A 23718-nucleotide genomic window follows, 5' to 3' on the forward strand; every position below is an offset into this window, starting at 1 on the left:
TTGTTTTTTAGTCTTTTTAGGGTTCCTCCCCTTCGGGGAGGTTAGGTGGGGCTTATATTCGGCGAAAGCCATTTCATCGCCATTTCTACACTGATATTTCTTCGTTTGGCATAATCTTCAACTTGGTCTTTTTTAATTTTACCTAATCCGAAATATTTGCTTTCAGGATGAGCAAAATAATAGCCGGAAACAGATGCTGCCGGCCACATCGCCATGCTTTCAGTCAATTTTACGCCTATTTTTTTTTCTACGTTTAATAATTTCCAAATGGTTGGTTTTTCCAAATGATCCGGACATGCGGGATAACCTGGAGCGGGACGTATTCCGGTGTAATTTTCTTTTATTAAATCCTCATTTGATAATTTTTCATCAGAAGCATAACCCCAAATTTCTTTTCGCACTTTTAGATGTAAATATTCTGCAAAAGCTTCTGCTAATCGATCGCCCAAAGCTTTTACTAAAATGGCATTATAATCGTCTAACTGTTTTTCAAATTCGGATGCTTTTTCATCTACACCAAAGCCGGTTGTCACACAAAAACAGCCAATGTAATCTTGAATTCCGGATTCTTTTGGAGCAATAAAATCTGCCAATGCAATGTTTGGTGCTCCTACAGTTTTTTGGGATTGCTGTCGTAGAGTTAAAAAAGTTGTCGGTTGTCGGTTGTCGGTTGTCGGGAAAACTGCTATGTCATCATCATTTATTGAACTAGCCGGAAAAATACCCAAAATTCCTTTGGCTGTAAACCATTTTTCATTGACGATTTGTTCCAACATTTTTTGAGCATCTTCAAATAAATCAGTGGCTTGTTGACCTACAATTTCATCGGTTAAAATGGCAGGATATTTTCCGAATAATTCCCACGATTGGAAAAAAGGAGTCCAATCGATGAAATCGACTAATTCGGATAACTCAACTTCTACGGTTTTTGTACCGATGAAATTGGGTTTTGTTGGATTGTAATTTTTCCAATCCAATAGTAATTTATTTTTTCTGGCTTCGGTAATTGATAAGAAATTCTTCTCTCTACTCCTATTTAAATAACCTTCACGAAGATGATCATACTCTTCTCGAACCGTTTTGGCGTAAGATGTTTTTGTTTCCGGTTGTAATAAATTGGTTGCAACTGTTACCGCTCGCGAAGCATCGTTTACATGCACAACGGTTTCTTTATATTCGGGTGCAATTTTCACGGCAGTATGAGCACGAGATGTCGTTGCACCACCAATCATAATCGGAATTTTGATGTTCAACTTATCCATTTCTTTTGCCAAATAAACCATTTCATCCAACGATGGTGTGATTAATCCGCTTAAGCCAATGATATCCACGTTTTCACGAATAGCAGCTTCGATGATTTTTTCCGGCGGAACCATTACGCCTAAATCAATGATTTCAAAATTGTTGCAAGCTAAAACTACCGCGACAATATTTTTTCCAATATCGTGCACATCGCCTTTAACGGTTGCCATTAATATCTTACCAGCCCCCCCCGCCCTCGAAGGGGGAGCAACCAAGTTTGCGGAAATTCTTTCAATTACTTTTTCAATTTCAAACAACACTTCTTCATTTGTAAATCTAATTACTCTAAACCCTTCAGAAAGCAACCATTTAGTTCTTTCAACATCACTTGCTTGGTTATCTGGCAACTGATGAATATTTCCATCAACTTCAATAATCAAATTTGATTTCAAACAAATAAAATCAGCAATATAATTTCCAATAATATGTTGTCTTCTAAATTTGTGTCCGTCAATTCCTTTATTGGACAAAACATTCCAAAGCATTTTTTCTGCTTCTGTTGGTTTATTTCTCATTTCTCGAGCAAACTGTTTTAACAATCCATAATTATAAGGATTTGCTGTTGCCCAATGTTGAGCAGTTTTCACTCCCCCTTTGGGGGTTGGGGGGCTAATAAATGGAAGCAAATATGCTACCGCTTTTTTCATCACTCGGGCAGATTTGACGACTTGTGGCAAAAACATTTTTCCACTACCAAATAAATCACCAACGACATTCATTCCAGCCATTAAATTGATTTCAATTACTTCTATGGCTTTTGTGGCATTTAGTCTGGCCTCTTCCACATCAATTTCAATGTATTCATCAATTCCTTTGACTAAGGAATGGGTTAATCGTTCTTGAACGGAACCATTTCTCCATTCCATCCCTCCCTTAATCCCCCCCGAAGGGTGGGAAAGGACACCTTTGTAACTCTCGGCTAATTCCAAAAGTCGTTCAGTCGCATCTTCTCTTCTGTTTAATAAAACATCTTCAACGTGTTCTAATAAATTCTTATCGATTTCATCATAAATTTCCAGCATTTCAGGGTTCACAATTCCCATGGTCATTCCGTTTTGAATAGCGTGATATAGGAAAGCTGAATGCATGGCTTCACGCACTTTATCGTTTCCACGAAAAGAAAAAGAAACGTTGCTCACACCGCCGGAAACATGAGCAAAAGGTAGATTTTCACGAATCCATTTAGTGGCTCTGAAAAAATCCAATGCATTTAATTTATGTTCTTCCATTCCGGTTGCAACGGGGAAAATATTAGGGTCGAAAATAATATCTTCTGCCGGAAAACCTATTTTATCGACTAAAATATCGTAGCTTCTTTTACAGATTTCTATTCTTCTTTCGTAGGTATCGGCTTGACCGTTTTCATCAAAAGCCATGACGATAACGGCTGCTCCATAACGCTTAATTAATTTGGCGTGATGAATAAAGGTTTCTTCTCCTTCTTTTAATGAAATGGAATTCACAACACCTTTTCCTTGAATAACTTTTAATCCGGCTTCGATGATTTCCCATTTGGAACTGTCTATCATAATCGGTACTCGGGCAATATCGGGTTCAGCGGCGATTAAGTTTAGGAATTTGGTCATGGCTTGAACGCCATCCAACATTCCTTCATCCATGTTAACATCGATAATTTGGGCTCCGCCTTCCACTTGAGCACGAGCAATATCAAGAGCTTCTTCGAACTTTTCTTCTTTGATTAAACGAAGAAATTTTCGTGAACCGGTAACGTTTGTTCGTTCGCCTACGTTTACGAAATTCGTTTCAGGGGTTATGATGAGCGGTTCGAGACCAGATAATTTCAAATATTTTTTACAATCAGCTTCTGCCATTTTTTTATTTTTTGCCACGAATTGCACAAATTTCACAAATTTATTTCCATGAAAATTAGTGTAATTCAGGTTTTAAGGTTCTTGGTTTAAATTCCGATGCTACTTCGGCGATTAATTTGATGTGTTCCGGAGTTGTGCCGCAACAACCACCAATAATGTTGATTAAATTGTCTTGCAAATATTCACGAATTAACGCTTGCATTTCTTTGGGAGTTTGGTCGTATTGCCCGAATGCATTAGGTAAACCGGCATTGGGATGAGCGGATATATTGAGTTGAGTATTATGAGCTAATCGTTTTAAATACGGTTTTAATTGATCGGCACCTAGAGCACAATTGAATCCGATGCTGAGCAAAGGAATATGTGAAATGGAAATTAAAAATGCTTCTACGGTTTGTCCGGAAAGTGTTCGACCGGAAGCATCTGTGATTGTTCCGGAAACCATAACCGGAATATCAATGTTTCGTTCTTCTTTAACTTCTTCAATAGCGAAAAGAGCCGCTTTTGCGTTGAGTGTGTCGAAGATGGTTTCTACTAATAAAACATCGCTACCGCCATCAATTAAAGCTTCGACTTGTTGTTTGTAGGCGATGCGTAAATCGTCAAACGTAACAGCACGAAATCCCGGATCGTTGACATCGGGACTCATGGATGCGGTTCGGTTGGTTGGACCTATAGAACCGGCAACAAAACGGGGTTTGTCGGTGAATTCATCGGCTACTTCGCGGGCAATTTTGGCGGATTGATAGTTGAGTTCATACACCAAATCTTCGAGATGATAATCGGCCATCCCTATGGTGGTTCCTGAGAAAGTGTTGGTTTCAACAATGTCGGCACCAGCTTGAAAATAGGCTCGATGAACCGCTTTTACAGCTTCGGGTTGGGTGATGGAAAGTAGGTCATTGTTGCCTTTTAATGGATGTGGGAAATCTTTGAAACGTTCGCCGCGAAAATCTTCTTCGGAGAAATTGTTTCGTTGCAGCATTGTTCCCATTGCTCCGTCGAGGACGAGAATTCTTTCCTTAATGGCTTGAGTAAGCCCCCTAGCTCCCGAAGGGGGAACTCCAATATTGTGGTTTGATTGTGTTGACATACTTTTTATTTCTCTGAAAATATCTAAACGTTCATTCCGGCACTGACACCTAGCCCCGATTGTAGCGGAAATTTTTTGTAGCAGACGGTTATTTTTTCTTGCTTTAAAAAAGCGACTCCCGACTCTTCGGGAGAAGCTCTTTTTGAAGCGTAGAAAAAAAGCCGGATGCAAAAAAAATTGCAGCGGAAAGCGGGATTAGCTTCTAACTAAAAAAATTATCAGGAAAATAGAGGAAATAAATGGGTTATCTGTTCTCGTTTTTTGAACGAGATAGAATGTAGCACCTTCTACAGTTGTAGGGTTGCTAAGCTTTCACAGGGTCTAGTCCCTCCGGCTTTCGTGATAACGATCAGTATGTGCATGAACGAGGCAAAGAAAGAAAATTTATTGTGATTTTACAAATTTGCAAAAAAATTATCCAGCCAATAGGATTTTCGATTGTTGGGCAATTTTTAGGATTTGGGTTGTGATTTCTTGTGTAGCATTAAGGTTCGGTTCGACAAAAATAATTTCTTTTTGGGCGATTTTTAGTAGGAATGAGATTTCGGGTGGCGGTACTTTTGCTATTTTGTTGGTGCTGATGATGCACACGTTTTGTTGCAGAAAATCGGGGTAATAGTAGAGAATTTCCGTAGAATTAGTGGTGTCAATGATGATGGTATTTGTGAGTGATTTTTGGAGTAAAAAGGTGGCGAGTTTGGCAAAATCGAACGGAGAACCGAAGTCGGCAAAGTTAGCATCCCAGTTGTTTGGTTTTTGATTATTTTCGAGAAAGACGATTTGATCGCTGGTAATTACTGGAATTTTGAGGGTGATATCTAATTGTGTTTCCCAAATTTTTTGCTGGCTAATGAGCTGGCTCACGAGTGAACTCCCGATGTTTTCTAGCCCGAAAACGATGATGTTAATGGTTGTATTCATGGTGGTAGGATTTTTAAAATTTTTTTAAAAAAACCGCTTTCGGAACTTGCCAAAAGCGGCCTTTCAACAAACAAACAAATAAAAAAACAAACTTAATTCTTAACTTAATTTCAAAAAAAAGTCCTTTTGGCTGGCTTACCAAAAGGACTTTAGACACTTATATAACAAAAAATTGGTCGTTACTTTTGGCAATGGCGAATTTGGTGGCGGTACATCCACACATGCATAAAACGCGTTTGCTTACAAGTATTTTTCATTTTTAATTTCTTTTTAAAATCTCCCCGAAATTTTTCCGGGGAAGATTTTTGGTTAAAATGGTTTGGGTTAGTTAATCCATTTTGGGTTTCAACAAAAAAGCCCCTGCTTTCTGGCAGAGGCTTGTTTTGCTTTATATTTTAAAAAACTTAAAATCTGGCAACAGCAACCTCTGCGGAATTTTTCCACATCTTACGGTACATATGACAGAATGTTGTTTTCATTTTTTCTGATTTTGTTGATGCAAACTTCTGAACTATTTTTGAAAAATCAATGTTAATTTTTAAATTTTAACATTTTGAAATACCGCATTTGAGGCGTTATAATAATTTATTATTATAAATCAATAAAAAAAAATTTCGCCAGCATGATTTTAAGAAAAGTCAAAAACGTTTGATAAAAATTTTTCTGTTTAAATCTGCTTTTATACCTTTGTTGCCGAAAATCAAGAAGAGGAAAAATTTGATCTGATTGCAACCTCTTGTTTCTGAGTTCTTCAGGAATATAAAAAATGCTAAAGCAGGAATTTCTCTCCTTTAGCCTTGTTGCAGTTTTTCATTTGCCGATTCTTTAAAAAAATTTATTTATGGCTTATTTATTTACGTCAGAATCTGTGAGTGAAGGACATCCGGATAAAATTGCAGACCAAATTTCTGACGCTTTAATTGATAATTTTTTGGCTTACGACAGTTCGTCTAAAGTGGCATGTGAAACTTTAGTGACCACTGGCCAAGTTGTTTTAGCTGGTGAAGTAAAATCTGATGCATATCTTGACGTGCAAACCATTGCTAGAGAAGTGATTAATAAAATTGGTTATACCAAAGGAGAATATATGTTCAATGGTGATTCTTGTGGTGTGATTTCTGCCATTCATGAGCAATCTCCAGATATCAATCAAGGTGTTGATCGTAACGTTGCAGATCAATCTTTTGAAGCAAAAGCAAATGCTCAAGGTGCTGGCGATCAAGGAATGATGTTTGGCTACGCCACAAACGAAACTGCTAATTACATGCCTTTGGCGTTAGATTTGGCACACACAATTCTAAAAGAACTTTCGGCAATTAGACGTGAAAATTCGGAGATTAAATATCTTAGACCTGACGCAAAAAGCCAAGTAACGATTGAATATTCTGACGATCATAAACCGGTAAGAATTGATTCAATTGTGGTTTCAACTCAGCACGATGATTTTGGTTCTGAAGAAGAAATGCTTACTAAGATTCGTAAGGATATTCAAGAAATTTTAATTCCTCGAGTGGTGGCATTGCAAAAAGAAGAAATCAAAGCTTTGTTTAACGACCAAATTAAATTTCATATTAATCCAACCGGAAAATTTGTAATTGGTGGACCTCACGGAGATACTGGATTGACCGGAAGAAAAATAATTGTGGATACTTACGGTGGAAAAGGAGCTCATGGTGGAGGTGCTTTCTCTGGAAAAGACCCAAGTAAAGTGGATCGAAGTGCCGCATATGCAACCCGTCATATTGCTAAAAATCTAGTTGCTGCTGGAGTGGCTGACGAAGTTTTAGTACAAGTTTCTTATGCAATTGGTGTTGCAGAACCTTGTGGCTTGTACATTAACACTTATGGAACTTCTAAACTTAATTTAACTGATGGAGAAATTGCAAAAAAAGTTACGGAAATATTCGATTTACGTCCTTATGCAATTGAGCAAAATTTAAAACTTAGAAACCCAATTTACCAAGAAACTGCTTCATACGGACACATGGGAAGAAATCCTTACGTGGGAAATAAAACTTTTAATAAAGGTCAAAAAAATGAGCTAACTGTTGAAGGTTTAGAATTTTTTACTTGGGAAAAATTGGACAAAGTTGATGACATTAAAAAAGCATTTTCTTTGTAGTTAAAATTACAGAAATAAAAAAACCTTCAGTAAAAACTGAAGGTTTTTTGGTTTTTAGTACGTTCCGTTTTTCATTTTGATCAACACTTCCTGCATATCTGATTTTAAAGAATCATCCACGTAAGAAGCATTTTTCAGTGCTTTTTCCTGAACCGAGATCGCTCTGGTTTTTTCGCCGTTTTTGTAAAGCAATTGTGCCAATGTATCTAAATAATACGGGTTGTCTTTTTCAATCCGCAGGCTTGTTTCACTCCATTTAATGGCACGTTTCACCTCGTTAAGATCTTTCACTTTTTCTACCACATACCAAGCGGCTTGATTGTGTGCGTTTGCAAATTTATTTTTAAAATTTGCCCAATCTTCAGCATAGTAACTATTGCTTGTATTTTGGGAATATAATTTGTCGATTACTACAATTTCATTTTGATTTTCAAAAAACTGCTGGTGGAATTTATCAAAAACATCTAAATAAAGATCATCCACTTTTTGATCTCTGCCAATATCATAAATCATGGCAAAATAATCCAACTGATTTTGGTAATTTGACGCAGAACCGCTGATGGATTTTTTTAAATAAGCCATTAACTTATCTTTATTTTCCACTCCGTATACCGTAGGTGTTAACCTTATTCTCAAGGCTTTTCCAACTTGATCACTAATTTTATCACTTTTTTCTACAATAGGGTATTCGCTTTCAGATTGTTTATCAGTTTCGATAATTTCTTCAGGAAAAAGCAGTAAATAATCAAGCATTTTCCAGGTATTGTCGTCCATAGGTCTCGACTTGTCAAACAATTGATAATAAAACCCTTGTCCGGCAACATCTGCGATAGCCACTTTAGCAAAGTCATTATTATATTTTTTTTCCGAAGAATATTTGTTTACGAGTCTGTTCCACGCTTCAGAAACTTTAACCTCATCGATATTCACCATTTTTATCTTATGTGTTTCCGAGCTGGGAATTGAGGGAGCGGGTACCTTTACCTCTTCTACCATTGGCGGATAAATGGACCAAGAATTCCAATTACTCATTTCAGCTAAAACTTTTAAAATTTCGGCATCATTATTTTTTTTAACCAAAGCATTTTGAAGCGCAATTTTTCTTGTAGCCAAGTCTAGTTGCTCTGTAAACCCATAATTATAAACGCTAAATTTCTCTGTATTACTCGAAACATTTCCATTAATTGTGGCCAAAACATTTCCATTTTTATCCAAAATAGCAGTTGAACCTGAGTTCAGATTATTTTTTTGAGCCCATTTCTGATCAGCGGATGTAGCATTATAATACTCAAAATCTAGTTCATTTTTTAATTCTTCTTCATTAAAATAACTGACTTCAGATTGTTTTCCGTGAATAAAATTCTTAAAGTCCGAAGCGTTATTTTTGTTATCGATGTCGTAAGAAACAACCAAATATCGATTCGATTTTCTAGCGTTTTCCATTGCACTTTGAAGTTTTTTTGCAATCGAAAATTTAAAGGTGTTGCGGCCCATCCCCACTCCTACTGCGGCAGTATCGACAACTGTTACATCATCTTCGTAAGAGGAATTATACTTACCGGGAAACGTCCAATCCTTTTTTTCAGTAATCTCTTCCGGAGCAATTCTTTCTGTATTTTTAATTTTTCCTTCATCGAAGGAAAAAATTAGCGGACTAAATTTATTTTTTTCAGTTACTACTAATTCATTTTTTTCATTTTTATACCCAATCAACTTAATATTTTGCATATTATTTGGAGCATATTGAATATTAATTTGATTTTGATTTTTAGGAATTTTATATTTTGAAATTTTGGCTAATCCGTTATAATTTTCTGAAACAAGGTACATGAATTCAGTTCTTATAATTTCAAAACTGGCTTCGGTTTCTTCTTCATTCAAATCAGTTTTTAGATCCGAAAAACTTTTGTAAACCGGTTGGTCTGTTCCATTTTGGGTGCCAAAATAAATAGCAGACGAATATAATTTTAAAAAATTTCCCGACAGCGTCACTTTAATTTTCCCAATAGAAGGATTGGCTTGATTGCTAAAATTAACAGCAAAGTCACTATCAACCGCATTGGGATTGAACACAATGGTATCATTATTGATTTGATAATCGCCGTGAAAAATTACCATTTCATATTTTTTATCGTCGGTTAGCCGAAGTTTAAATTCCGTTCCAAATGAGTTTGACATATAGTTTCCGGGTGGAATTTTTTGGTCTTGTGCTTGCAAGGAAGCGATAGAAAGAATGGCAGAAAATGCAATTATTTTTTTCATAATAAAAAATGATTTACACAAATGTATCGTTTTTATGATGGCGTTTTAAATTTTTTTTGTGGATTTAAAAAAAATTAAACTTGATTTGCAGATACGCTTTTGCCCCGGATTGAACGGAAAGCTTGCCGGAAATTGGCGCTATTGGTTTTTTTTGCCAAAGAGCGACGGCAGGAGCTCCTTTGGGCAAATTAAAAACAAAGCGACAATGATGGGAACTTGTAGAGAAAGCCGGAAATGGCACCAAAAAAAATAAAATTATTGGGGAAAAATTGGTAATTTGGCATCGATGAAAAAGTGGTTTTTGATTGTTTTTTTAAATTGTTTTTGGGGCAGTTTTGCACAAAATGAGGTGGTTCCGTTTTTTAAAAATACCGAAAAATGGAGCGATGGCACATTTGTGAACCGCGATCATTTTGGCAATTTGTACGGAATTTTCGGCAATGAGTTTCGGAAAATTGCACCTAACTCGACACTTTTTTACAAGAATGTGGCTTTGGGAAAAATTTCTCGGGCTGACTTGCAAAATCCGCTTCAGATTGTGCTTTTTTACCGAAATTTCACGTCGGTGGTGTTGTTAGACAACCAGTTAAATGAGTCGTTACGCATTAATTTTTCCGAACTAGAAACACCGTTAAACCCAGATGCCGTGGGACTTGCCGCACAAAACAGGCTTTGGGTTTTTGATTTGCTTACGCAAAAGTTAGGCTTGTATGATTTACGAAAAAAATCGTTTGTGCCGCTGACGCCCACTTTTACTGAACCGCTGGTTTTTTATCAAACGGAATACAATTATTTTTACTGGATGGATGCCAAACAGCGTTTGTATGCGGCAGATATTTTTGGAAAAACGGCTTCGTTGGGCGAAATTCCAGTGGGAAAAATGTATCAGGTGGTGAACGGAAAGCGGGTTTTGTATGCCAATGATCAAGGGCTTTTTGTTTTTAATTTGGAAAATGGTTCCATTTCAAAGGTTTTGGAGGTAGAAAAAAGCTTTGATGGTTTTACTTATCAAGATGAAATTTTGAGTATTTTTACCAACCAAGAAATAAAAAATTATAACATTAATTTACCGTAATGCACATAGCAGTAGCAGGAAATATTGGTGCGGGAAAGACGACACTGACTCGTTTATTAGCCAAACATTTTAATTGGGAACCGCATTTTGAGGATGTGGTGGACAACCCGTATTTAGACGATTTTTACCATCAAATGGAACGATGGTCGTTTAACCTTCAGATTTATTTTCTGAACAGTCGTTTTCGTCAGGTGTTGCAAATTCGCGAAAGCGGAAAAAATATTATTCAGGATCGTACGATTTACGAAGATGCGCATATTTTTGCGCCAAATCTTCACGCAATGGGATTGATGACTAACCGTGACTTTAACAATTACAAATCGCTTTTTGAGTTGATGGAATCGTTGGTGGAAGCTCCGGATTTGATGATTTACTTGCGAAGCTCGATTCCTAATTTGGTAAACCAGATTCACAAACGCGGCCGTGATTACGAAAATTCTATTTCGATTGATTATTTGAGTCGTTTGAATGAACGTTACGAGGCTTGGATTGAAAGTTATACTTCTGGAAAACTGTTGATTATAGACGTGGACAATATTAATTTTGTGGACAATCCGGAGGATTTAGGAAATATCATCAATAGGATTAATGCGGAGATTAATGGATTGTTTTGATATATGATTTAGGATTTAAGATTTATCATATCGGATTTTGAATTTATGAAATAATTTAAAAGCGACAAATAAAAAACCTCTCAATCGAGAGGTTTTTGGTTTTATAAACTTACTTCTTTAAAGCATCAATCTTTGCATTCACTTCGGCTTCAGTTCCTTCAAAAACTTGAACATCTTCGCGAGAATCCTGAACGGTGGTTACGGTTGCTTTTACATTTCCATCGGCATCTTTCGTTTTTTCAATGCGAACTTCTTTGATGCTTTCTTGGGTTACGGTATCGGGCGTTTCGGCTACTTGAACCACTTCTGTTTTTTGCTCACGAACGACCTCAACAGCATCGTGATTGCCTAAAATTGGGGCGATTACCAAACCAATTAAGCAAGAAAGTTTGATTAAAATGTTCATTGAAGGTCCGGAAGTATCTTTAAATGGATCTCCAACGGTATCTCCGGTAACGGCTGCTTTGTGAGCATCTGAACCTTTGTAGGTCATTTCGCCATTGATCATTACTCCTGCTTCAAAAGATTTTTTGGCGTTGTCCCAAGCTCCTCCGGCATTGTTCTGGAAAACCGCCCAAAGTACTCCGGAAACAGTCACTCCAGCCATGTAACCACCTAACATTTCGGCGATCAACATATTATTGTCAGGATAAACTAATTTGCCTAAAACTACAATTAATATTGGAAAACCGATGGTTAATAACCCAGGAAGCATCATTTCGCGTAAAGCGGCTTTGGTGGAAATATCCACACATTTTGCATATTCTGGTTTTCCGGTTCCTTCCATAATTCCTGGAATTTCGCGGAATTGTCTTCTGACTTCATACACCATATCCATTGCGGCTTTTCCTACGGAATTCATTGCCAAAGCAGAAAATACTACCGGAATCATTCCTCCTACAAATAACATCGCTAAAACTGGTGCTTTAAAAATATTAATTCCGTCGATTCCTGTAAAAGTAACGTATGCAGCAAATAATGCTAACGAAGTTAATGCAGCAGAAGCGATTGCGAAACCTTTTCCAGTTGCAGCAGTTGTATTTCCTACTGAATCTAAAATATCGGTTCTTTGGCGAACTTCTTTTGGCAATTCACTCATTTCAGCGATTCCACCAGCGTTATCAGAAATGGGTCCGAAAGCGTCAATGGCTAATTGCATGGCTGTGGTTGCCATCATAGCAGAAGCTGCTAAAGCCACGCCGTAAAATCCGGCAAAAGCATACGAAGCCCAAATTGCGGCAGCAAATAATAAAACAGTTGGAAAAGTAGAAACCATTCCGGTTGCTAAACCCGCGATAATATTGGTTCCGGCTCCTGTACTGGATTTTTGAACGATAGCCAAAATTGGTTTTTTACCCAAACCTGTATAATATTCCGTTACCGATGAAATCACGGCTCCAACAAATAACCCGACTAAAGTAGCGTAGAAAACCCGCATTGATGAAATGTCCATCAAGCCTTCACCGAAAAATTCCATTTTCATGGTTTCGGGAAGCATCCAAATCACTAAAAAGTAACAAGCAACGGCGGTTAATGCAATGGAAACCCAGTTGCCGATATTTAACGCGCCTTGTACTTGCGCTTCTTTGGCGTCGTTATTTTTTATTTTTACCAAAAGCGTTCCGATGATGGAAATCACAATTCCGACTCCGGCAATTGCCATAGGTAACAATATCGGCCCGATTCCACCGAAAGCATCAGCAATGCTTCCGCCCATATCTTTAATGACATAATTTCCTAAAACCATTGCCGCCAAAACGGTTGCCACATAAGAACCAAATAAATCGGCACCCATTCCGGCAACGTCTCCCACGTTATCTCCCACGTTATCGGCAATTGTAGCTGGATTTCTCGGATCGTCTTCAGGGATTCCGGCTTCCACTTTTCCTACTAAATCTGCTCCAACGTCGGCAGCTTTGGTGTAAATTCCGCCACCAACTCTAGCAAATAAAGCGATGGATTCAGCACCAAGTGAAAATCCGGCTAAGGTTTCGAGCAAAATGGTCATGAGTTGTCCGGCGTTTTTAGTTTCGCCGTTGTACATTCCTTCTGCCCAAACACCATTCATAAAATAGTGGAAGAAGAAAATAAAAAATGCCGAAAGCCCTAAAACGGCTAATCCGGCAACTCCTAATCCCATTACAGTCCCTCCTCCGAAAGAAACTTTTAGCGCTTGCGGCAAACTTGATCTTGCGGCTTGCGTGGTTCTTACATTAGATTTTGTGGCGATTTTCATTCCCATATTTCCCGCAAGGGCAGAAAAAACAGCGCCAAATATAAATGCGATTACGATTGACAAATGGGTTGTGGCTCCAGGCAAAAACGTAATTCCGGCAAGAATTAAACTGGCAATAATTACAAAGGCGGTTAATAATTTATATTCTGCCTTGAGGAAAGCGAGGGCTCCTTCATAAATATATTCTGAAATTTCCTTCATTTTTCCGTCACCGGCATCCTGCTTGAGTACCCAGGATCTTTTGACAACCATAAACAAAAGTCCGACGATTGCGAGAATTGCCGGAACATAAATCATATTTGACTCCATAAGTTAAGAATTGGTTTGTTAATAATATTGTAAATGTAACAAATCAATTACAAACAAAAAAGCAATACTTGTTGCCAAATATTGCTTTTTATATAATTATTTAGGAAAATGGTTTAGCGGATACTGAACAATTCTGCAGTGCGGTTTTCAATTCCTTCGAAACGATCTACACATTGCTCGATGATTTCTTTAGCAACGGTAACATCTCCCCAACCTTCTACATCTACTTTTTTGTGCTCTAAATCTTTGTAAACTTGGAAAAAGTGCTCAATTTCTTTTAATTGATGTGGATTCATATCAGATAAATCGTTCAATTTATTCCAAATTGGATCAGAAACCGGAACGCAAATAATTTTTTCGTCTGGTCCTTTTTCGTCTGCCATGTGGAACACACCAATTGGTTTTACTTCCATCACACAACCCGGAAAAGTTGGCTCAGTTGCCAAAACCAAAACATCTAACGGATCACCGTCTAAGGCTAAAGTTTCAGGGATAAATCCGTAATCTGCCGGATACATCATTGATGAAAACAACATTCTGTCGAAACGGATTTTTTTTAATTCAAAATCGTATTCGTATTTATTTCTGCTTCCTTTTGGTATTTCGATTAATACGTCAAAAGATTTTTGTTTGGCTGCACTCATAGTGTAATTTGTTTCTATATACTTATTTAGCGGGTGCAAAAGTAAGCATAACTATACATATCGACAAGGAAATAATTTTGAAGTTGGAAAAATTGATGATTTGTTCAATTTGAAAAAAACCTGTAAATTATTTCGTAGGCTTTTAATTGGAAATAGTGAAAACTCCAATTTTGTAAAAACAAGTCAAAAAACGATTGTGTTAATTTAGCAAAAAAATTCCCGCCTCAACAACGGGAATCGATATTAGTTCTGTTTTATCAACACGTAATCTCCGCCAGGAATACTGGCATGCGGACCTTCCGGTGTTCCCACAACATGTTCTCTATAGCGCCACCCGATATGTACCTTTATAGCCGGCTGGCCGTTAACCGTTATCCTGCGGATAATGAAGCGTGCGGTATTATCTGAAGCACCGTCTACCAAACCTGCATATAATGCTTTTTCTCCGGCAACGCAATCTTCACAGCCAACATTACCTGGCATTATTACGTGATTAGTGGATATGCTATGATTACTTTTGTCAGAATAGTTAATTGTCAGTTTGTTAAGCGTGTTAACTTTTTCGACACCGTCCTGAATGTATTGGTATTCACCAATTAAAAGGTCTTCAAATCTATAGCTGTTGAGAGACGACATCATTTTTTTTTGAAATACAATTTTAAACGAAGTGTTCCCATTGGTGTATAGATAGGTTCCTTCAAAAGCATTAAGTATATTTTGGGTATCTTTATGATATGCACCTGGAATGTCCTTAATGACTTGTTGAAGGTTCATGATATCTATGACAGGTGATTGTGCTTTGCAATTGGTTAAAAGCGAAAAAATAACGAGGGTGATAATATTTTTCATCTTAATAACAGTATCGTTCAGTTATTGTATTGTTATTAGTATTGTATACCTATTTGTTCCGTGAAGTAAAATCCTTTCTACCGCTTTATAACCCGATACTCCCTTTATATTTGTTTATTTACAAAATTAAATAAAACTTTCATATAATATTCTGTTTGTAACGCATCTTGACTACCACGATGTGATGCATACGTAAGTGATGGAAACATTACCGAAATTGAGTTTTTAAAAAATACCCTGAAGATTGGTTAGAGGTAAATCTGGTAATTTTCGTCATTCTATCTTCAATAATACGCATTCACTAATATCTACATGAAGTTGGAAATCTTCAGGACTGCGGGTGTCATTTTCATCAACGACTTCGCTTTCCGCAAACAAGTCCATTTTTATTGCAGCAACGCCATTTACCGTAATCCGTCGCAGAGTAAGTGAGCCGGAGATTTCGCGAATGGGATCAAAGAACCCCATAGCCATTCTTTTTTCGTCAGGATCGCACTCAGGACAATAGGGTGAGGCTAAGCGACCTATTGGATAACTGCCACTAATATTGTGGCTCCATTTGTTAGGTAAATCGTTATTTAAGTTTGGTAATGTGTTGATAACGGTAATGCCGTTTACCACATACTTATATTCGCCTACTAAAATATCATTGTATGTACGTCCTGTGAAGGCCATTTCATATCGTTTCAATACGAGTGTTAGTTCTTTTCCATTCTCAGAATAGTGCCAAGTACCAACATACTGTGATTGACGATTATTAGCATCTTTTAAGTAAGCACCATTTGGTAACATTTTACCATCCCAGGATTCGATTTCTATTACGGGGTTTTGGGCAAAAGCGTTTGTCGAAATTGCGACGATTAGTATCAAAATATATTTTTTCATAGTAATTGTTTTTAGTTACAAGGTGTTTGTTTGGGGGATTATTATCATCCAGCTCCAGTTTTTTCCAATTTTTAAAATTTGAGTCAGCTTAATAATACGCTCCTTGTAAACTATCCCATCCATCTTTTTGCGAAATGTCTAACACAGGATTTTGTGCTTGACAATTGGTTATATGCGCAAATATAAAGAGGGTGATAATGTTTTTCATAATTAATCACATGAAACTTCTACAACTAATTTAGCAAAAAAATTCCCGCCTCAACAACGGGAATCGATATTAGTTCTGTTTTATCAACACATAATCTCCTCCAGGAATACTAGCATGCGGACCTTCCGGTGTTCCCACAACATGTTCTCGGTAGCGCCAACCAATGTGAACTTTTATAGCAGGCTGTCCATTAACGGTAATTCTACGAATGATAAAACGTGCTGTGTTATCTGAAGCACCATCTACCAAACCTCCATATAACGCTTTTTCTCCAGCAACGCAATCTTCACAACCTACATTACCTGGCATTATTATATGATTGGTTGAAATACTGTGCTTATGTTTGTTAGAATAATTGATATTTAATTTTGGCAGCGTATTTACTTTTTCTAACCCATTCTCAATATACTGATATTCACCAATCAAAAGATCTTCAAACAAATACCCGTTACTTCTAGACGACATAATTTTTTTTTGAAATACAATTTTAAACGAAGTATTCCCATTGGTATATAGATAGGTTCCCTCAAAAGGGTTAAGTAAATTTTGGGTATCTTTATGATATGCCCCCGGAATGTCCTGAATTTTTTGTTGAAGGTTCATGATATCGATGACAGGTGATTGTGCTTTGCAATTGAATGAAAGCGCAAAAAGAAAGAGGGTGATAATATTTTTCATAATTAATTACATGGTGTTTGTTTAACGGAAAATGGAGGCATAAATCCTGGTTCTGGTTGAAGTTCTAATTTTATCCAATTATCGAGATTATCACTAGCTTTATATAAAGAGATCCCAAATCCCTCAAATTGACTCAAGAAACTAAATTCTAAATCTCCTTCATAATAATGATATTTTTCTGCTTGTTCTAAATGAATTTTCTCTAATCGCTCTTTTTCATCATTGAAGTCTATATATTTTAAGCTATTCCAAACAGCATCTACTTTTTGGCTAAAAATATTAAAACTGTCTATTTTTAATGCATACACATTGGTTTTAGTTGGGTCAGTTTTATCTCGACACACAATTATAGTAAAGGCTTCCGGCTTGCGGGAGTCTGAAATTTCCCGATAGCCATTTCGAAAAAAACGTAAATCCTGATAAGAAAACATTCCATATCCATTGATGGGATGGCTATGCAACCAACCTAAAATTAAAGTATGTTGGGACAAAGAAACTTCATGGTTTTCAGGTGATTCTTTTCTCGTTGGTGTATAAACAACATCACCTGCAACATTCATACCTTTCTTTATCTCTACTCCATATTCTTTTTTTTCGTCTACCTTTTCTTCCAGCCATTCTATTTGAGGAATAATGTTTGGCTTTTTGCCTGGATTAGCAACATCATTTTCATACAGTTTTTTAAGCTCCTTACAATGCTCCTCGTTTGTAGGTAAAACCCCAATCGTCAATTGAAAACCGCCGCAAGGGTTTAAGGGATCTTGGTCTTTACCGTTTCCGAGGTTTTTTACAACTAGATTTTCTCCGGTTCGAAAAAAACGCGGGTTGACAATACAGCTACAACCATTTTCGTCTTCTGCATATTGCATGCCCTTCACCAAGCATTCTTCAGGGCTGGTATGGCGGTGCGGTGGCAAGCTTAAAAAAAAGAGGCTTCGATTGAATAATCAAGTCCTCTTTTATATATGCCAATATCTTAATTTACATTTTAGTCATGATTATGTCGTTTGGAACACTAAAATAAGGTTCGTTAGGATGCTGTTGGTAATAAGTATTTCTTCTCTCGAATTTGTCTAATCTAAATTTTAAATTATATTGCCCATTGCCGTTAGGGATTAAAATCAAATCAACAGGAAAAATTTCTTCATTTCTTTGATAATCAGTAAAGGACATATTCAGTTTGCCAAACTCTTTAATGATACCTGTTGCATAAGTTTCTGTAGGAGAGCTAAATATTAATTGGCCATTTTCAAACTCTTGGTATTGGATTATTAATCCATCTTTATAATAATTGATATTAGCATCGGCAATAAAGACATGAAATTGACTTACCTTAGTCAACGTAATTCTAAACTCTTTATTTTCATTGACATATCGCCATGTACCAAGGTATGGTAACATAAAATTATTAATATCTTTGATGTAGTATTGACCATTTTTTGTCTCGCCGTTTACAGGATCACCTGCCATATCTATAACTATTTGGGCATTTGAACAACTATATATAAAAACTAGTAGTAGGGTATAAAATATATTTTTCATTTGATTTATTTTTTAATTACAAGGTATTTTGTTTATATTATTTTCGGATGAATTTAATTCTAGCTTTTTCCAATTTTCAAAATTTTCGTCAGCTTCATAATAATCCACTCCAATATCATGCTTCTTCATTAGTTTTAAAAAACCAATATTTTGTTCAACTTTTTCCTTACCATGAACCATTTTATTCTCTTTATAGAATTTATCAATTTTATCTTGAAAATCTTTATTTGTACCATATTTCACAGCAAAGTTATAAAGTTTATCAAAATCAGTAATCTTTAGTGCATAATTACCTTCGCTACAAACCAGGTAAAAGGCAAACTCTTCTTTTTTAATTGGAGATTGGTTTTCTTCAGCATAGGTTAGCAAGTTAGCAAATCCAATAAGGTCATTTGGAGAAAAAGTACCAATATGTCTTTTGTCAGGAGCAGTTAAATGGTTATGAGCAGTTGCTTTTAGAGCTTCATGATAAGGCACAGAGACTGATTGTTCTGTTTCGGGTACAACTGGTCCTGTTAATGGGTTTGTAAAGTTGTTCCCAACATGATTTCCATTATAAATGGGGAATACTTTTTCAACGGTATCGTTTACACTATTTTTCAACAACGCCATTTTTTCTTTAAATACTACATTGCTTGAGTTTAAAATTAGTTCATCGCAATTTTTCTTTAAATAAGGGTCTAATACCCCAATCGTCAATTGAAAACCGCCACAAGGGTTTAACGGATCTTGGTCTTTACCATTTCCAAGATTTTTTACAACTAAATTTTCTCCCGTTCGGAAAAAACGCGTGTTGACAATACAGCCACAATCATTTTCGTCTTCTGCATATTGCATGCCCTTCACCAAGCATTCTTCAGGGCTGGTATGGCGGTGCGGTGGCAAGCTTAAAAAAAAGAGGCTTCGATTGAATAATCAAGTCCTCTTTTATATATGCCAATATCTTAATTTACATTTTAGTCATGATTATGTCGTTTGGAACACTAAAATAAGGTTCGTTAGGATGCTGTTGGTAATAAGTATTTCTTCTCTCGAATTTGTCTAATCTAAATTTTAAATTATATTGACCATTACCGTTAGGGATTAAAATCAAATCAACCGGAAAAATTTCACCGTTTCGCTCGTAATCTTTAAAAGACATATTTAATTTGCCAAATTCTTTAATGATACCTGTTGGGAAAGTACCTGTTGGGGAGTCGTAAATTAATGTTCCATTATCAAATTTTCGGTATTTAATTAATAAGCCGTCAATATAATAGTCTAAATTTGTATAATTATCTTGATAAACATCATGATATTTAGTAATTTTAGTTAATGTAATTCTGAATTCTTTGTTACCATCAATATATCTCCATGTACCTAAATACGGGAGCATGTAATCATTGACATCTTTTAAATAATATTGTCCATTTTTTCTTTCCCAATCAATATTATGACTATTTGCCATATCAACTTCTATTTGAGCTGAAGAACAGCTAGTAATAAATACTAGTAGTAGTAGTGTATAAAGTATATTTTTCATTTTTTATTTATTTTTTTAGTTACAAGGTAGCTCCTTTGGCGGATTATTGCCGTTTAATTCTAGTTTTTTCCAATTTTCAAAGTTATCATCTCCTTCATAATAATCCACTCCAATATCATGCTTCTTTATTAGTTTTAAGAAACCAATATTTTGTTTAGCTTTTTCCTTCCTCACCATGAACCATCTTATTTCTTTTATAGAATCTGTCGACATCTTCTTTATAAGCTTCAAAAGTTCTAATTTTCATTCCAAAAGTTTCAAGTTTTTGAAAATCAGTAATTTGTAGTACCATTGATATGTTGTCATAAAACTAAAAATATATTTTATAAAAAAAGAGAATTCGATTTATGCCGAGTTCTCTTTTCGTATAACATTATTATTCCATGTTACATTTTAGTCATAATGATATCATTGGGAACACTAAAATAAGGCTCTCTGGATGCTGCTCATAGTAAGTATTTCTCTGCTCAAACTTATCCAACTTAAATTTCAATTTATATTGAGGTGTACCCATATTATTTAAAGGAATTAAAAGTAAATCAACCATAAAAATCAATACATTTCCATCATAATCAACAAAACCTATCCTTATCTTTCCAAAAAATGTTTATTTTAAACAAATATTATTTTGCGTCAATTCTACTTTGGAAAATATTTGTAAAAATTTATTTTTCTTGTTATTAAATCAATTTTTACAAATCCTCCTCTAATCCCAACAAATATATTTTCTTCATTTTTAACTGCTATCGAATTAGGATACAATCCACTCCAATATATGTCTTCGAGTTTTGATTTTATTTTCATATTCTCTACTGCATAAAAATTTGAATATGAAGCAAAAAAAATCTTATCATTAAAAATATTCATTACTAATGGTTTTTCATCAAAATCCAAGACTTTTTTTGTAAAAAAAGCCCCGTTTTTCATGTATATTTCACAAAGGCTAGCGTTCTGTGAACCAACCATTATGCTTTTAGTTTTTGAATAAACAGGTTTATTTCTAGTAACAACATCATAATTACTTTCTATAAAATAAATTTTATCATTAAATTGAAAAAGAAAAACAATATTATGCGTATTAATTTCAACCTCAATGTCTTTATTTTTATTTGAGATGTATTTCAATTTTCTATCAAAATGACCATTATATGTAGAAAAAAAAAGACCATCAAATGCTTCAATCTCTATTGTCTTCAAGTATTTTTGATCTCTGGAATGGCTTATTTTTAAACTATCATTTTTAAACTCAATATTACAATCTTTTGAATAATTTAAATCTAACCATTCTTTTTGATGTTCAATAATGCCATAAATCATTCTCATTGGCATAGGAGACTCGACAACGTCAGGTGGAATAAAAACATCTTGTGAAAAGACCTGATTATTAAATATACATAAAACTACAATGATTGTTAACTTAATTTTTTTCATTATCAAAATTTAGTCATAATAATATTATTAGGCACACTAAAATAGGGCTCGTTGGGATGTTGTTCATAGTAAGTATTTCTCTGTTCAAACTTATCCAATTTAAATTTTAATTTATATTGAGGCGTACCCATATTATTTAAAGGAATTAAAAGTAAATCGACAGGAAAAATTTCACCGTTTCTTTCATAATCTTTAAAAGACATATTTAATTTTCCAAATTCTTTGATGATTCCAGAAGGATAAGAAATAATAGGTGCATCATAAACAATTTGACCATTTTCAAATTTTTGATATTTAACTTGTAATGCGTCTATATAATAATTGATACTATAATCATTATTAATTTTATGAAGCTTGGCGACTTTTGTTAAAGTAATCCTAAATTCTTTATTACCATCAATATACTTCCAAGTTCCCAAATAAGGAAGCATATAGTTGTTTACATCTTTAATGTAATATGTGCCGTTTTCAAGGTGCTTTGTTTGTCTGGTTTCAGCCATATTTACAATAGTTTGAGCTGTAATATTGTAATAGGAAAAAACTATAATTAAAAGTATTGGTAAGCTTTTCATAATCTTATTTTTAACAAGGTTTTTTATTAATGTTATCTTCAGCTGAATTCAATTCTAATTTTCCCCAATTTTCATAATTGCTATCTGACTCATAATAATCAATACCAATATCATACTTTTTTAATAATTTGAGAAATCCAAGATTTTGTTTTTGCTTTTCCTTTCCGTGAACCATATCAAAGTCTTTATAAAAATCATTTACCTCAATTCTAAACATTTCATTTGTACCATATTTCACAGCAAAGTTATAAAGTTTATCCACATCAGTTACTTTTAGTACATAATTACCTTCGCTACAAACTAAATAAAAGGCAAACTCTTCTTTCTTGGTTGGTGATAGATTTTGTTCTCCTAAAATTATCATATTACTAAAATTAATGATATCATTAGGTGAAAAAGTACCAATATGTTGATAGGTTGGGTTGGTTAAATGATTATGAGCTGTTGCTTTCATAGAAATATGATAAGGAACATCAGCGGCATTTTCTTCATTTCCTTCTAAAATAGCACCACAAGTTGGGTTTGAATAACTACTTCCCATGTGATTACCGTTATAAATACCAAACGTTTTTTCAACAGTACCATCAATATTGTCTTTTAAGGTTTGCATTTTTCCTTTAAAATCTGTTGAACTTGAATTTAACTTCAGTTCATCGCAATTTTTCTTTAAATTAGGGTCTATTACCCCAATCGTTAATTGAAAACCTCCGCAAGGGTTTAACGGATCCTGGTCTTTACCGTTTCCAAGGTCTTTTACAACTAAATTTTCTCCCGTTCTCATAAAACGTGGATTTACGATACATCCACATCCTTCTTCATCTTGCCAATATTGCATTCCTCTTTCATAACAATCCATTTCAATCACGTAGCAATTATTTTCATAAGGATCTTGAGGGGTTGACGGTCCGCTGCTTGTTGAATCGGAATTATCATTTGGGCTGGAAGGATTATTGGGGTTTGTGTTGTCATTAGGGTTCGAAGTATTCCCGCCGTTTGAACCCTTAGCACTTCCCGATCCGGATCCGGGATTGACTCCACCTCCAATTTGTTCGCCACTGAAACCGCCACCTCCTTTTATGGGAACTGATGTATCCGGACATCCAGATCCACCTGCCGCAATTTTTTGAATGGTTACCACCCCGTCAAACTGTTCCATTTGTTTCTGTCCGGCTGAAACAGACAGTGCAAATTCCTCGTCCATTGCATACTCTACAATATAGGCTTGGCGGTATCCGTCATTAACGTTTATAACCAAATTGTAAAAGGTTTTCTCATTTTGCATGGGATGTCCCTCAATTTTAAACGTGTAATTGGTATTACCCAAAGTATCGATTACTTCAATAATCTCGTCGTAGTTAACCGTGCCCGTTTGTGCGGTTCTAAATGATTTACCTTTTTGACCCTGAACACTAATGGCATCCTGCAGAAAGGCGTTGCCACCAAATTTTGCCACTATGTTTTTGGCCTGCTGTCCATAAAGTCGCTTGACTGAGAGTTGCTTTTGATAGTGCTTTTGTTGAACCGCTATGTCTTCGGCCTGACAACAAAATAAAAAAACTACCATTAAGACACTACATAAATTTAATAAGCGTCGTTTGTTCATATAATTGGTTTTTGAGTT

At 35.4% G+C, this 23718-nt stretch carries 20 protein-coding genes and 1 riboswitch; of the genes, 3 read left to right on the forward strand and 17 right to left on the reverse strand.

Translation table 11 applies throughout. The features are described from left to right. Nucleotides 1-41: 41 nt before the first annotated feature. The 3 genes from GV828_RS01330 to GV828_RS01340 form a co-directional block, all read right to left on the reverse strand. Nucleotides 42-3134 (reverse strand): vitamin B12 dependent-methionine synthase activation domain-containing protein, encoded by a 3093-nt coding sequence (locus GV828_RS01330; RefSeq protein WP_166535662.1) that lies wholly within the window; start codon nt 3132-3134, stop codon nt 42-44. A 55-nt stretch (nt 3135-3189) separates the two neighbouring features. Further along, complete coding sequence (locus GV828_RS01335) at nt 3190-4128, reverse strand: homocysteine S-methyltransferase family protein (RefSeq protein WP_166535732.1); 939 nt, start codon at nt 4126-4128, stop codon at nt 3190-3192. 340 nt (nt 4129-4468) lie between these two features. Then, nucleotides 4469-4576: riboswitch (SAM riboswitch) on the reverse strand. A 65-nt stretch (nt 4577-4641) separates the two neighbouring features. Then, a complete protein-coding gene (locus tag GV828_RS01340; protein WP_166535663.1) occupies nt 4642-5148 on the reverse strand; it encodes a hypothetical protein in 507 nt (168 codons plus the stop codon). Nucleotides 5149-5989: 841 nt separating this feature from the next. Here GV828_RS01340 and metK point away from each other — a divergent pair. Beyond that, nucleotides 5990-7270: a methionine adenosyltransferase gene (gene metK, locus GV828_RS01345; RefSeq protein ID WP_166535664.1), complete on the forward strand. Its 1281-nt coding sequence runs from the start codon at nt 5990-5992 to the stop codon at nt 7268-7270. Between the two features lie 54 nt (nt 7271-7324). Here metK and GV828_RS01350 read toward each other — a convergent pair whose 3' ends face one another. Continuing rightward, nucleotides 7325-9532, reverse strand: coding sequence for a hypothetical protein (locus tag GV828_RS01350; protein ID WP_166535665.1), 2208 nt, complete (start codon nt 9530-9532; stop codon nt 7325-7327). A 286-nt stretch (nt 9533-9818) separates the two neighbouring features. Between GV828_RS01350 and GV828_RS01355 the strand changes: the two genes are divergently transcribed. Then, nucleotides 9819-10607, forward strand: a complete 789-nt coding sequence (locus tag GV828_RS01355; RefSeq protein ID WP_166535666.1) for a hypothetical protein — start codon at nt 9819-9821, stop codon at nt 10605-10607. Then, nucleotides 10607-11221 carry a deoxynucleoside kinase gene (locus tag GV828_RS01360; RefSeq protein ID WP_166535667.1) on the forward strand — a complete coding sequence of 205 codons (615 nt, stop codon included), beginning with the start codon at nt 10607-10609 and terminating at the stop codon, nt 11219-11221. The genes GV828_RS01355 and GV828_RS01360 overlap by 1 nt, the downstream gene beginning before the upstream one ends. 109 nt (nt 11222-11330) lie before the next feature. Here GV828_RS01360 and GV828_RS01365 read toward each other — a convergent pair whose 3' ends face one another. The 13 genes from GV828_RS01365 to GV828_RS01425 form a co-directional block, all read right to left on the reverse strand. Then, entirely contained in the window at nt 11331-13766 is a 2436-nt protein-coding gene (locus GV828_RS01365) for a sodium-translocating pyrophosphatase (RefSeq protein WP_166535668.1), read from the reverse strand. A gap of 113 nt (nt 13767-13879) precedes the next feature. Beyond that, nucleotides 13880-14410 carry an inorganic diphosphatase gene (locus GV828_RS01370; protein WP_166535669.1) on the reverse strand — a complete coding sequence of 177 codons (531 nt, stop codon included), beginning with the start codon at nt 14408-14410 and terminating at the stop codon, nt 13880-13882. Nucleotides 14411-14653: 243 nt separating this feature from the next. Beyond that, entirely contained in the window at nt 14654-15259 is a 606-nt protein-coding gene (locus tag GV828_RS01375) for a DUF6705 family protein (RefSeq protein WP_166535670.1), read from the reverse strand. A 273-nt stretch (nt 15260-15532) separates the two neighbouring features. Beyond that, nucleotides 15533-16144 (reverse strand): DUF6705 family protein, encoded by a 612-nt coding sequence (locus GV828_RS01380; protein ID WP_166535671.1) that lies wholly within the window; start codon nt 16142-16144, stop codon nt 15533-15535. A 277-nt stretch (nt 16145-16421) separates the two neighbouring features. Further along, nucleotides 16422-17030 carry a DUF6705 family protein gene (locus GV828_RS01385; protein ID WP_166535672.1) on the reverse strand — a complete coding sequence of 203 codons (609 nt, stop codon included), beginning with the start codon at nt 17028-17030 and terminating at the stop codon, nt 16422-16424. 2 nt (nt 17031-17032) lie between these two features. Continuing rightward, nucleotides 17033-17899: a hypothetical protein gene (locus GV828_RS01390; RefSeq protein ID WP_166535673.1), complete on the reverse strand. Its 867-nt coding sequence runs from the start codon at nt 17897-17899 to the stop codon at nt 17033-17035. Between the two features lie 112 nt (nt 17900-18011). Beyond that, nucleotides 18012-18572 (reverse strand): DUF6705 family protein, encoded by a 561-nt coding sequence (locus GV828_RS01395; protein WP_166535674.1) that lies wholly within the window; start codon nt 18570-18572, stop codon nt 18012-18014. Between the two features lie 12 nt (nt 18573-18584). Then, complete coding sequence (locus GV828_RS01400) at nt 18585-19409, reverse strand: hypothetical protein (protein WP_166535675.1); 825 nt, start codon at nt 19407-19409, stop codon at nt 18585-18587. Between the two features lie 112 nt (nt 19410-19521). Continuing rightward, on the reverse strand, nt 19522-20094 hold the full coding sequence (locus GV828_RS01405) for a DUF6705 family protein (protein WP_317163800.1): 573 nt from the start codon (nt 20092-20094) through the stop codon (nt 19522-19524). Between the two features lie 15 nt (nt 20095-20109). Further along, complete coding sequence (locus GV828_RS01410) at nt 20110-20307, reverse strand: hypothetical protein (protein WP_166535677.1); 198 nt, start codon at nt 20305-20307, stop codon at nt 20110-20112. Nucleotides 20308-20733: 426 nt separating this feature from the next. Then, nucleotides 20734-21525: a hypothetical protein gene (locus GV828_RS01415; protein ID WP_166535678.1), complete on the reverse strand. Its 792-nt coding sequence runs from the start codon at nt 21523-21525 to the stop codon at nt 20734-20736. A 2-nt stretch (nt 21526-21527) separates the two neighbouring features. After that, complete coding sequence (locus GV828_RS01420) at nt 21528-22097, reverse strand: DUF6705 family protein (RefSeq protein WP_166535679.1); 570 nt, start codon at nt 22095-22097, stop codon at nt 21528-21530. Between the two features lie 10 nt (nt 22098-22107). Then, nucleotides 22108-23700, reverse strand: coding sequence for a hypothetical protein (locus GV828_RS01425; RefSeq protein ID WP_166535680.1), 1593 nt, complete (start codon nt 23698-23700; stop codon nt 22108-22110). Nucleotides 23701-23718: the final 18 nt, after the last annotated feature.

Origin of the sequence: Flavobacterium ichthyis, assembly GCF_009915155.1 — a bacterium.
Lineage (GTDB): Bacteria > Bacteroidota > Bacteroidia > Flavobacteriales > Flavobacteriaceae > Flavobacterium > Flavobacterium ichthyis.